General features: G+C 58.4%; 14 protein-coding genes. 7 read left to right on the top strand and 7 right to left on the bottom strand.

Annotated features, from left to right (window positions below):
* The 7 genes from IG629_RS10130 to IG629_RS10100 all read right to left on the bottom strand — a co-directional run.
* Nucleotides 1-402 (bottom strand): TetR/AcrR family transcriptional regulator (locus IG629_RS10130; RefSeq protein ID WP_193171843.1); only part of this gene is annotated, 402 nt, incomplete at its 3' end.
* A 179-nt stretch (nucleotides 403-581) separates the two neighbouring features.
* A complete protein-coding gene (locus IG629_RS10125) occupies nucleotides 582-839 on the bottom strand; it encodes a copper-containing nitrite reductase (protein WP_226886590.1) in 258 nt (85 codons plus the stop codon).
* 336 nt (nucleotides 840-1,175) lie between these two features.
* Nucleotides 1,176-2,990 carry a DEAD/DEAH box helicase gene (locus IG629_RS10120; protein ID WP_193171835.1) on the bottom strand — a complete coding sequence of 605 codons (1,815 nt, stop codon included), beginning with the start codon at nucleotides 2,988-2,990 and terminating at the stop codon, nucleotides 1,176-1,178.
* Between the two features lie 214 nt (nucleotides 2,991-3,204).
* Nucleotides 3,205-4,323, bottom strand: coding sequence for a YeeE/YedE family protein (locus tag IG629_RS10115; protein ID WP_193171834.1), 1,119 nt, complete (start codon nucleotides 4,321-4,323; stop codon nucleotides 3,205-3,207).
* 70 nt (nucleotides 4,324-4,393) lie between these two features.
* Nucleotides 4,394-4,744: an ArsR/SmtB family transcription factor gene (locus IG629_RS10110; protein WP_193171833.1), complete on the bottom strand. Its 351-nt coding sequence runs from the start codon at nucleotides 4,742-4,744 to the stop codon at nucleotides 4,394-4,396.
* Nucleotides 4,745-4,768: 24 nt separating this feature from the next.
* The gene (locus IG629_RS10105) at nucleotides 4,769-5,284 is read right to left on the bottom strand and encodes a GlcG/HbpS family heme-binding protein (RefSeq protein ID WP_193171832.1); all 516 of its coding nucleotides are present in this window, start codon (nucleotides 5,282-5,284) and stop codon (nucleotides 4,769-4,771) included.
* On the bottom strand, nucleotides 5,284-5,667 hold the full coding sequence (locus IG629_RS10100; RefSeq protein ID WP_193171831.1) for a thioredoxin domain-containing protein: 384 nt from the start codon (nucleotides 5,665-5,667) through the stop codon (nucleotides 5,284-5,286). Before IG629_RS10100 ends, IG629_RS10105 begins: the two co-directional genes overlap by 1 nt.
* Before the next feature lie 134 nt (nucleotides 5,668-5,801).
* Here IG629_RS10100 and IG629_RS10095 point away from each other — a divergent pair, with 134 nt between their 5' ends.
* From IG629_RS10095 to soxB, 7 genes are all read left to right on the top strand, one after another.
* Nucleotides 5,802-6,536 carry a cytochrome c biogenesis CcdA family protein gene (locus tag IG629_RS10095; protein WP_193171830.1) on the top strand — a complete coding sequence of 245 codons (735 nt, stop codon included), beginning with the start codon at nucleotides 5,802-5,804 and terminating at the stop codon, nucleotides 6,534-6,536.
* Nucleotides 6,537-6,547: 11 nt separating this feature from the next.
* Nucleotides 6,548-7,114 carry a thioredoxin family protein gene (locus IG629_RS10090; protein WP_193171829.1) on the top strand — a complete coding sequence of 189 codons (567 nt, stop codon included), beginning with the start codon at nucleotides 6,548-6,550 and terminating at the stop codon, nucleotides 7,112-7,114.
* Between the two features lie 158 nt (nucleotides 7,115-7,272).
* The gene (soxX, locus tag IG629_RS10085; protein WP_193171828.1) at nucleotides 7,273-7,731 is read left to right on the top strand and encodes a sulfur oxidation c-type cytochrome SoxX; all 459 of its coding nucleotides are present in this window, start codon (nucleotides 7,273-7,275) and stop codon (nucleotides 7,729-7,731) included.
* A 57-nt stretch (nucleotides 7,732-7,788) separates the two neighbouring features.
* A complete protein-coding gene (gene soxY / locus IG629_RS10080) occupies nucleotides 7,789-8,211 on the top strand; it encodes a thiosulfate oxidation carrier protein SoxY (protein WP_193171827.1) in 423 nt (140 codons plus the stop codon).
* 19 nt (nucleotides 8,212-8,230) lie between these two features.
* Entirely contained in the window at nucleotides 8,231-8,560 is a 330-nt protein-coding gene (gene soxZ / locus IG629_RS10075) for a thiosulfate oxidation carrier complex protein SoxZ (RefSeq protein ID WP_193171826.1), read from the top strand.
* A gap of 25 nt (nucleotides 8,561-8,585) precedes the next feature.
* Nucleotides 8,586-9,428 carry a sulfur oxidation c-type cytochrome SoxA gene (soxA, locus tag IG629_RS10070; protein WP_193171825.1) on the top strand — a complete coding sequence of 281 codons (843 nt, stop codon included), beginning with the start codon at nucleotides 8,586-8,588 and terminating at the stop codon, nucleotides 9,426-9,428.
* Between the two features lie 143 nt (nucleotides 9,429-9,571).
* Entirely contained in the window at nucleotides 9,572-11,263 is a 1,692-nt protein-coding gene (soxB, locus tag IG629_RS10065) for a thiosulfohydrolase SoxB (protein WP_193171824.1), read from the top strand.
* The last annotated feature ends 7 nt before the right edge of the window (nucleotides 11,264-11,270 follow it).

Here is an 11,270-nt window from a genome sequence, read left to right as displayed (position 1 = left end):
GCGGACCGAACCCTTGTAGCCACTGACCAGCACGCGGAAATGTTCAGCATGGGCTTCCGGCGCGAATACTTCAGCCTCATAGAGGATGCGGTAGAATGCCGGATGGGTGTTGAGATATTCCAGGAACGCTAGCAGGCGTGCTTCCTCGCGCGCGGGGCCGGTCAGGGCGCGCGGCAGCGAGGTGGCGATGTGATCGAGCATCTGCCGGCCCATGTAGGGCAGGAGCTTGTTCAGGACGTCCTGGCGTGATCTGAAGTAGTTGTAGAAAGTCCCCTGCGCGATGCCGGCGAGCTGGGTGATTTTTGAAATCGATGCGTCTGCGTAACCCACGCTTCCAACCACCTGCGCTGCAGATTCCAGTATCAGCCTATAGGTTTCGCGGGATTTCTCCTCGCGGGACATTCGCCGTGGTTGGGAACTGCGAAGGGCAATTGACTTCGTCATCGAGAAACAGTGCTTCCGAATACATTGTTCTTTTGATCGTATTTTGAACCAAGTCTGTCAAGCTCTACAGTCCCGCTTTGGCCGCCGCCAGGGCGTTCGAGCGGCCGCTGAGCACTGACAGATTAGGAGCTTTTGGCTTAACTATCTGTCTTGCCTTCATGAGCGGCGTTGTATTCCGTCGGAGCGACAACCTGTTCCATCAGGTCGTTGTTCCACTTGCCATGCTCCCAGACCAGATCGCCGTGCCCGCCGATCAGGTGCGGACGGCTGTCACGGTTCGCCTGACTGTGGACGAACAACACCCGCTCGCCCTGGCTCGCCTTAAGCGCGTTGTCGCCTGTGAGGGCTCCAACCTTGCCATTGAAAACAACATGGCTGGGGATCAGACCGTTCATCACTTCAAGTGTGTCTGAATAACTGTCGCCGACATCCGCTAAAATTTGAATATCACTGACGCTGCCCGATGGCCTCTATCAAGGTGTCGCAGAGCAGATTGGCTTGGCGAATCCTTGGGATATCAACAGCACGCGCGACTAAAGTGCTTTGCTCCACGAACTGATAGATTTCGTCCCATTCAGGAGCAAGGGGTGGCTGCCTTCGGAAGACCGAGTGGCAAGCGTACAAGTTGCTGGAGGCGTGGATGAACGAGCACGGGTTGGAGCCGAGCTTCAATTGGGCCTTCATCCGCCTGTCGGTGCTGGCGGAACCGTCTCAGGCTGCCGGATGACAGCCTAAGCAACAAAGTACGGCAGATCATCTCTGGCCGAGCACCCCAGAGTAACAATCCGTTCCGTTATTTTTATGGCGCGTTGGTATTTAGCCTCACATTCGGCGCGGGAGAAGTCGTTCAGGATTGGTCCCATGATCGAGACGCCATAGTCGGCTTGCAGGGTGCGCACATGACGGCGTGTATCCAGACCATCTGCCAGCCAGCTTAGCTCGAACTCCATTTTCTTGGTAACAAAGCGTTTATTATCAATCAATTCGCGGCGTATTTCCGCTTCTGTCCTGAGGGTGTCTTCCCAATAGAGTCCTTCGGTGCTGGCAACGTCGGAGGATGACTTTACGAAGGCGAGGCAAAAGACGAGATACACCATCTCTCTCTCGTTCGCCGTGCGCCATGCGCTGCCCTCAAGGGTTCCCCAGATCGACGTGTTCAGGCTTTCAAAAATCTCGGGCACCTTGGAAAAGAAAATGCGATGCAGCTTGTTGTCGTTGAGCGTTAGATCCAGTTTTTGCGCTTTATAGATATCGACGGCCGCATACTTGTTGCATGCGGGACATGTGTCGCCCTCGAAGCGGCCTTTCTTGTAGATGTGGGAGCATGACTTCCCCTGCGCCGTCTCGTTCTTGCAGAGCAGATAGGTTTCGGGGTTCTCCTCATCGTCCTGCTGCTGGCCAATCCAGTTAAACCGGTTTTGAAACTGCAGGAATGACCGGGGAGGGCTCCAGAGAGTCCACTTTAATTTCTCGACAGGGCCAAAGGTCGTCCAGTTCGAGCTGACATCGATGACGACACATTCGGTTTTGTTCGGGGAAGAGCGAAGCCCGCGCCCGATCGACTGGCCCCACAAAACTTTCGAGAGCGTGGGCCGCATGTGAACAATGATGTTGCACTCGGGATTATCCCATCCCTCGATCAGCACGCCGACAGAGATGAGCGCCTCGATTTCGCCCTTGTCATGTGCCGCAAGGATGCGGCGCCGCTCTGTCAGAGGCGTTCCTGCCGTTATAATCGCCGTGTTGATTCCAATGCTTCGAAGCCGCTCCTCGGTGAATTCGGCAACTTTGATATCCGGACAGAACCAGGCCGATATCGGCTGCGGTTGGATGTTCTCCCGCTCTTCCAGGTAGGCCTGCGTGGCGTAATCGAGCATCGACGATCTGATGATTTCGTCTGTCAGCCGGGATACGGGATATTCGCCGGAACTGACTTCGATGCCGTCCAGATTAAGGTCATGAACGAAATGCGGCCGGTATCTCGGTTGCACCAGGATCCCTTCCGCAATCAGATCCTGAATATCGGCGCAGTCGATGATGGCATCGAAAGCCGCGCTGAGCTGGTCGCGCTGGTCGCCCGTCCGCCGCTCCGGCGATGCCGTCAGGCCCATGAAGTGCGCGCCGGCTTTTCCCTGCTCGCGGAACAGATCGATGATGCGTTTGTACCCACTGCCATTTGGCGAGACGCGGTGGGCCTCGTCGACAATGATCAGGTCGGCTTTGGGGATCGCGTCTTCCAGCACTTCCCGCGCCCGCATGCTGGTGGACAGAAGGACGTCGTAATCCTCGAATGCCTTGCCTTTGTCCGAGACCTTCAGCGTTTTAACGCGCCGGCCTTTGGTCAGCGCCGCCTGAAGCTGATCGAGCAAAACCAGCCGGTGGCATAGAATGAGGACGTTCTTGCCTTCGTAAAATCGATCGATGATTTCCCGGGCAAGAACCGTTTTCCCGGCGCCTGTGGGCGCTTTGAGAACAAAGCGCTTGTAACTTTCGCGTATGGACTGGAAGTCGTCGATAACACTTTGCTGCCAGCGGCGGAGCTTCATGATTTAAAACTATTCTTTCTTTTGAACGGGTAGCTAGTGCCGCCTGACTCATTCCAACCCGTATCGGCTTCCGGGAAGCTCTCGGATTTTGTCAGGCCGACCTGCATAGGTACGAGGAAATCATTAACAATTCAAACATCAAGCAGCGGGATAGTGCTGCTTGACCCTGTGACCAAATGTCTGAGCTCGTTTGGCCCCGTCGATTTCCGCGGATTCAGGGGCGCGACCGCGGCCCGCGGCGGAAAAGGGCGAGAAGGCTTTGGAAAGGGAGTAACAGGGCGTCGGTCATCCGGCTGCCTTCCACCAGATAGCGCAATCCGATAATGGCTCCGACGCTGATGGATGCGGCGGTCACCGGTGCGCTCCAGGCCAGTACGGAAAACGCGGAAAGGCCCTGTCCGACGGAACAGCCGAGCGCGATCACGCCGCCGAAGCCCATAAGGACCGCCCCGAAGATCTGGCGCTTCAACTCACCCGGATCGTCGCAGGCCTCCCAGTGGAACTGACGCCGTATGCGGGCACCGAGCAGAGCGCCGCACAGCACACCGGATACTGATCCGACAGAGAACCCGCCGAATGGACTGCCGACCCCCATGATCTGCAGGACGATTTCGCCGAGCGGCATGGTGAAGCTGTGAGATTCAATTGGAACGTGTTCGAACCCGGTTTTAGCGATGTAGCTGGTGCCCCACCAGGCTGCGCTGCAGGACAGCCCGATCAGGACGGACCAGATGACGGCGGAGCGATTACTGATGAAATGAGGGTCGGTGAGGGCGGGCGCGATCAGCAAGACGGCAAGGGCAAGAGCAATATAGAGTGCGGGAAATCCGGTATGTTCCGCGATGAAGCCGGTAATGGAGCCCGCGTTCGGGTCTGCTGCCTCGGTTCTCGGGAACAGGAAGGTCCGGATCTCGGCCAGCGGTCCGACAGCCGCCATATAAGCGGCGATTCCGATCACCAGCACGATCAGTACCGAGCGTATATCGCCGCCGCCGACACGCGCCAGTGCACCGAACCCGCAATTTCCGGCGAGCGCCATGCCGATCCCGAACATCAGGCCGCCGATGATCGACGCGGAGAGGCTGAATTCGTATCTGAAATAAGCGGAGTCCTCGATCGTCGCCCAGCCGAGTGCCGCAAGCACAGCCGTTACCGCAACCGCGACTCCGATTGCCATCGGCCACATCATGATCCGGTCGCGGTTCCCGCCATAGAGCGCATCCTCGATCGCTCCAAGGGTACAGAAACGCGGAATCCGGCCAGCAAGGCCAAGAACGGCACCGGTTGCAAAGCCGATCAATGTGACGGCGGCCGTATCGGAGAGCGCAAACATCGGGGGAGTGTGGCGCTTCCCGCGCCGGGTGTCGACTGAGGTTTTTACGCGGTGTACCGCGCTGGAATGCCTAGACGGCCGATACGATTTCTTCCTTGCAGAACATGTCGTAGAGCAATTCCAGCATGCGGATGGCCCGTTGGTCTTTCAGGCTGTAATAGATCGTCTTGCCCTCGCGGCGATGATTGACCAGGCCTTCCAGCCGGAGTCGGGCAAGCTGCTGTGAAACAGCGGCCTGCCGGGAGGAGAGCAATTCTTCCAGCTCGGTCACGGATTTCTCACCGGTGGCCAGCTGACAAAGGATGAGGAGCCGGCCTTCATGTGCCAGTGCTTTCATGAACTCTGTCGCATGCGTCGCGTTCTCGATCATGACATCGATCTCGGCGTCGGTAACGGTTTCGTCCAAAACAGGCAAAGGCATAGGTCGGCTCCAGAGTTGGCAGCGTTAGAAATCTAGGAAATCCTGGATGGTTTCAATAGCCTTTTGGGCACAATCATCATCCAGATCGGCACCGGGGGCGCCGGAGATTCCGATCCCGCCGATTATTTTGCCGGCGGCCAGGACCGGGACACCGCCGCCGAGGACGAGGGCGTTGGTGATATTAGGCAGCTGCGCCATCACGGCATCGGTCTGCACCAGGGAAGACAATTCCAGCGTCGACGACCGGAAGCTCACAGCGGTCCAGGCCTTGCGCGTCGCTGTGGAGACGGTGTGCGGGCCAGCGAAACGGTCTCGCAGGAGAACCTGGGTCAGGCCCGTCCGGTCGACAACGGCAACAGCCACCTGATAGCCAGCCTCGCCGCAAATCTTCAGGGCGGCTTGCGCGAGATTGAGGGCGACCTCGGGCTTCATCGACTCGTAGCTGACAAGTGCTTCGGCGTTCTGGGCTTTTGACGGATGGAACGGTGTGAGCGCCAGCAGGAATGCCAGGGTACCACATGCAAGAATAGTCTTTTTCATCAGTCGTTTCCTTCCTTGGGCGGGTTTGCCTTGAGCGGCTTTGTCCGCGTGTTTTTGTCGAGAAGCCGGACGAGCATCGGCCAGAAGAAATCATCGCCCGGATAGCCTTCGATACGGCCGGTTTCCGTTCCGTCTTCCAGTAGAATGAAGGTCGGCGTGAAGTGCACCGATCCCTTGACCGTTATGTCTGCAGGCCAGGTGTCGAACAGGTCCTGCCGGCGCAACGGCGCGCGTTTTCCCTCGTCCGTCAGGTGATAGATGCCGCCGATCTCCTCATTCCAGGCGTCGCACCATTCACAGCCCGTCTGCTCGACCATCAGCAGTTCGCTGCCGGCGGTAGCTGGCGCGGCGCAGATGAAAAAACCGGAGGCGAGGACCGCCATCGTGGCGGCCGCCAACAATTTCTTGCTTTGTCGTAACGGAGCATGGAACATAATAACAAATTCTAATGTGAGAATATGTTGACCGCAAGTACGGTCGGGGAAACGTACGGGGAAGATAAGAAAATGGGCTCAAAATGGGCTTCGATATAGGGATTGGCGGCGCGTTTGTTGCCGGGTTGGCATCTTTTCTGACCCCATGCATCTTGCCGATCGTCCCGTTCTATCTCTGCTATATGGCCGGGGTATCGATGAACGAGCTCGAAGAGCGGGAAAACGACGGAGCCGCGCGCCGGAAGGTTGTGCTGTCCGCGATTCTGTTCTCGGCGGGGGTTGTTACGGTGTTTGTCGGCCTCGGCGCCAGCGCGTCGGCGTTCGGACAGCAGCTACGCGAGTATTTCGACATTCTGCGCTATGGCGCAGCGATCGTAATCGCCGCCATGGGACTGCATTTCCTTGGCTGGGTGAAAATACCGCTGCTGTACCGGCAGGCCCGGATGGATGTCGCGGCCCCGGCCGGGATGATCGGCCCCTATCTGGTCGGGCTTGCCTTCGCTTTTGGCTGGACCCCCTGCGTCGGACCGGTTCTGGCGATGATCCTGTTCAGTGCGGGAGCCGCTGAAACGGTCCAGCAAGGTGCTTTCCTGCTGTTCGGCTATGGCATCGGCATGACCTTGCCATTCATCCTCGCGGCCTTCTTTTTTGGGCCTTTCATGCAGTGGATGAAATCGGTCCGCCGTTACGTTGCTGTTGTCGAGAAGGGCATTGGCGCCACGCTGCTGGTCTTTGCCGCCCTGATCGGCACCAACACGGTCGGCGTTATTGCCCAGTGGATGATCGACACTTTCCCGGTATTCGGAACCATCGGATGAGGAGACAGGACATGACGCGTGTGATTTTTGGACTTCTCGCAGCCTTGCTGATCATTCACCCGGCATTGGCCGAGGTCGGTGAGGACGGTCTTCACAAGAATTCCTGGTTTACAGTTTCTTTCAAGGATGTGGCCGAGGATATCGCGGACGCCGAAAGCCAGGGCAAGCGGCTGGCCATGATCTTCGAGCAGCGCGGTTGCATCTACTGCAAGCAGCTGCATGAGGGGCCGTTGTCAGATCCGGAGGTCGTCGAGTTCATCAAGTCGAACTTCGTCGTGGTTCAGTACAATCTTTTCGGCGACGAGGAGGTGACCGACCTGGATGGCACCGCCCTGCCTGAAAAGGAGATGGCCAAGCGCTGGGGTGTGGTGTTCACGCCGACGATCCTTTTCATGCCGGAGGAGGTACCTGAGGCGGGCAATGCCGGCGCAGCCGCAGTCGCGACGATGCCCGGGGCCTTCGGAAAATGGACCACGTTGAACATGTTCGCCTGGATCCGGGAGAAAGGTTACGAGGGCGAGGAGCATTTCCAGAAATATCATGCCCGCCGTTTCCTCGAACAACAGAAGGCGCAGTAGGAGCGACCGGATGATGCCTCGAAAGGGCATATGCCTGTAACGCAACAACAAATTCAAAGATATGAATTTGTTGTTGCGTTGAAACGAATTTTACGATTTCCTGAATTCAAAGGTCAGCCAAAGCGTTGACCGACAAAAAAATGGGAGGAGATCCGGTGATGAGGATTGCTGTCACCACCGTGCTGGCGTTGATGCTTGGTGTTTCGGGCGTCTCGGCGGAGACGGTCAAGCCCGCTGACGTGAAGATCGTCGACGGCGCGGTCGCTCAGGCGCTGACCGACAAACCCGGCGATCCTGAAAAGGGGCGTCAGTGGGTCATGGGTCGCAAGCTTGGTAATTGCCTGGCTTGCCATGTGAATTCCGATATGGCGGATCAGCCGTATCACGGTGAAGTGGGCCCGCCTCTTGACGGGGTGGCCGGTCGCTGGACCGCGGCAGAGCTCCGGGCGATTGTCGTCAATTCCAAGGAAGCGCTTTCGCCGGAAACCATCATGCCTGGTTTTTATCGTGAAGCTGGCCTCAACCGGGTTGCCAAGAAATTTGCCGGCAAGACGGTCCTGACGGCTCAGCAGGTTGAGGATGTCATCGCGTATCTGATGACCCTGAAAGAGGAATAAAGGCAGGCGGTGGGCCATTATGCCCTCGCGAAGCTACGTTAAACGGAGGAATATCCAATGCAGATGACAAGGCGTGACCTGTTCGCGCTTGCTGCCGGCCTTGCTGCCGCTGGCCTGATCCAGGTTCCGGCCAACGCAAGCGAGGACGCGGTCGAAGCGGCCATCAAGAAATTTGCCGGCGGCATGCCGGAGACCGGCGGTGTCGAGATTGGCGCTCCGGAAATTGCCGAAAACGGCAATACCGTGCCGATCGAAGTGGCAGCAGACGGCGCCGCTTCAATCATGATCCTTGCCGCAGGCAATCCGAGCCCCGGGGTCGGGACGTTCCACTTTACTGAAATGTGTGCCGAGAGCCGCGCGTCCACGCGCATTCGTCTGGCGTCCACGCAGGATATCGTGGCCGTCGCGAAAATGCCGGACGGGTCGACGAAAATGGCCCGGCGCGAAGTGAAGGTGACCATCGGCGGCTGCGGCGGCTGAGGACGGAGGAAACAGAACCATGGCAAAAATCAAACCCCGCGTGAAAGTGCCGAAAAAGGCCAAGGCCGGTGAGGCCATCACGATCAAGACCCTGATCAGCCATCCGATGGAATCCGGTCAGCGCAAGGACCGCAAGACCGGTGAGCTCATTCCGCGCAAGATCATCAACAAGTTCGTCGCCAAATATAACGGCACGGACGTGTTCTGGATGGATATGGAGCCTGCTGTTGCCGCGAACCCCTATGTCGAGTTCTCGGTCAAGCTGACGGAGTCTGGAACCATGCGGTTCGAATGGACCGATGATGACGGTTCCGTCTACGACATCGAGAAAAAGATCTCCGTCGCTTGAACGAATGGAGACATGGGAGGATGGCATGAAAAAACTCTTGGCAATGGGGGTCATTGGACTCTTCGCGGCCACGGCAAACGTGGCGTTGGCCGATGAAGATGCCGAGCTGGTGGTTGACGGTCAGGCCTTTGTCACCAAGCTGGACGCACCGGCTGACTCACCGCTGTCGGAAATCCTGTCCGGCTGGCGGTTCCGGAATGACGAAACCCAGGAACTGCAGACAGACGATTTCGAAAATCCAGCAATGATCTTCGCGGAATACGGCGAGGAATTGTGGGAAACAGCGGACGGTGCTGATGGAAAATCCTGCGCGGACTGCCACGGTGATGCCGCTGAAAGCATGAAGGGTCTGCGGGCCTCAATGCCGAAATGGCACGATGGCAAGAAGACGCTGTTCGCGCTTGAGGATCACATCAACTGGTCCCGCGAAGAGCATCAGAAGGCCAAACCGTGGAAATGGGAAAGCCAGGAGATGCTGGCGATGACGGCCTATATCGGCCTGCAATCCCGCGGCATGCCCGTGAAGGTGAAGGTCGACGGTCCGGCCGCCGACTGGTGGAAGCGGGGTGAGGAACTTTACTACACCCGCGTCGGCCAGCTCGACATGTCGTGCGCCCATTGCCACGAGAACAATTATGGCAACATGATCCGGGCCGACCATCTCAGCCAGGGCCAGATCAACGGCTTCCCGGTCTACCGTCTGAAGTGGCAGGGCATGGGCTCGATCCACCGCCGTTTCAAAGGTTGCATGGACAATATCCGCGCAACCCCGTTCAAGCGCGGCTCGGACGAGTTTACCGCCCTTGAGCTCTATCTTGCATCGCGTGGTGAAGGCCTCTCGGTCGAAACACCGGCGCTGCGTAACTGATCCGGTTCGTGTCCGGGGTCCGTCGAGGGCTCCGGACACGGTCGGAGTTTAAACGCTTTATCTGCTCCTTTGCCTGAAATGCAGGGCGTTTCAGCTGGGAGAATTGTGTCCCGAAACGGGACTTGCTGAAGGAGCCTCATGTCATGTTGTCGCGCCGCGATTTCCTCCAGACGTCGTTTGCCGCCTCTGCAATCGTCGGTCTGAGCGGTTTCGGGAACTGGGCCCAGCTCGCCGCACAGCAGCGCCTTACCCAGAATCAGCTGCTGGACTTCGAGACCACTGGCAATGTCACCCTGGTGCATCTCACTGACTGTCATGCCCAGCTCATGCCAGTCTGGTTTCGTGAGCCGTCGATCAATATAGGGGTCGGTGAGTCAGCAGGCCTGCCGCCTCATATTTCCGGCAAGAAGTTTCTCGACACTTACGGTTTGAAAGCCGGCACCCCCGAGGCTTACGCGCTGACGTCTGAAGATTTTGTCGCGCTCGCCAGGGAATACGGCCAGATCGGCGGGTTTGACCGGGTCTCTACCGTTCTGAAGTCGATCCGCGCCGACCGGCCTGACGCGCTGTTCCTGGATGGCGGCGATACCTGGCACGGTTCCATGACGGCGTTGCGTACTGCCGGTCAGGACATGGTCAATGTCATGAACGCGCTGAAGCCGGACGCGATGACCTCGCACTGGGAGTTCACCTACGGGATCGACCGGGTGACCGAGATTGTCGATGAACTGCCGTTCCCCTTCCTTGGCGCCAACATCTTCGACAGTGAATGGAACGAGCCGGCATACGACTCCCACTCGATCTTCGAGCGGGGCGGGGTCAAGGTTGCTGTCATCGGTCAGGCTTTCCCGTATCTGCCGATCGCCAATCCGGGCTGGATGTTCCCGAACCTCTCCTTTGGCATCCGCGAGCAGCGCATGCGCGAGGTGGTCGAGGAAGTGCGCGCGGACGGTGCAGAGCTGGTTGTCGTGCTGTCCCATAACGGGTTCGACGTTGACCGCAAGATGGCGCGCCAGGTTGAAGGCATCGACGTCATTCTTTCCGGGCACACGCACGACGCCCTGCCGGAGCCGGTTCAGGTCGGTAACACGCTGGTGGTCGCGTCGGGCTCGCACGGCAAGTTCGTCTCCCGTCTGGATCTCGATGTCCGCGACGGTGGGGTGAAAGGTTTCAACTACCGCTTGATCCCGATCTTCTCGGACGTGATCGCGCCGGATCCTGAAATGACCGCACTGGTCGACGCCCAGCGCGCTCCTTTCAAGGCGGAACTTGGAGAGGTGATCGGCCAGACCGAATCCCTGCTCTACCGGCGCGGCAACTTCAACGGTACCTGGGACGACTTGATCTGCCAGGCGCTGCTGGAGGAACGCGAAGCCGATATCGCGCTGTCGCCTGGCTTCCGCTGGGGGCCGAGCCTGCTGCCGGGTGACGATATCACCCGCGAGGATATCTACAGCGCGACGGCGATGACCTATCCCAACGTCTATCGCAGCGAGATGACGGGCGAGCTGATCCACACAATCCTCGAGGATGTCGCCGATAACCTGTTCAACCCCGACCCCTACTATCAGCAGGGTGGTGACATGGTGCGGGTCGGAGGCATGGGCTACTCGATCGACGTCAACAAGCCGATCGGCAGCCGTATCTCGGGATTGACGCTACTGAAAACCGGCGAAGCCATCGATCCGGCCAAGTCCTATGTGGTCGCGGGCTGGGCGTCGGTAAACGAGGGTACCGAGGGCCCGCCGATCTACGACCTTGTCGAGGACTATGTCGCTCGCAAGGGACGGGTCGAAATCACCCCGAATTCAGCCGTGAAGACAATTGCCGGATAGACCGGGC

The organism is Nisaea nitritireducens, from assembly GCF_014904795.1.
GTDB lineage: Bacteria > Pseudomonadota > Alphaproteobacteria > Thalassobaculales > Thalassobaculaceae > Nisaea > Nisaea nitritireducens.
Note: the sequence above shows the minus strand (reverse complement) of the source record. Positions and strands in the feature narration are given on the sequence as shown.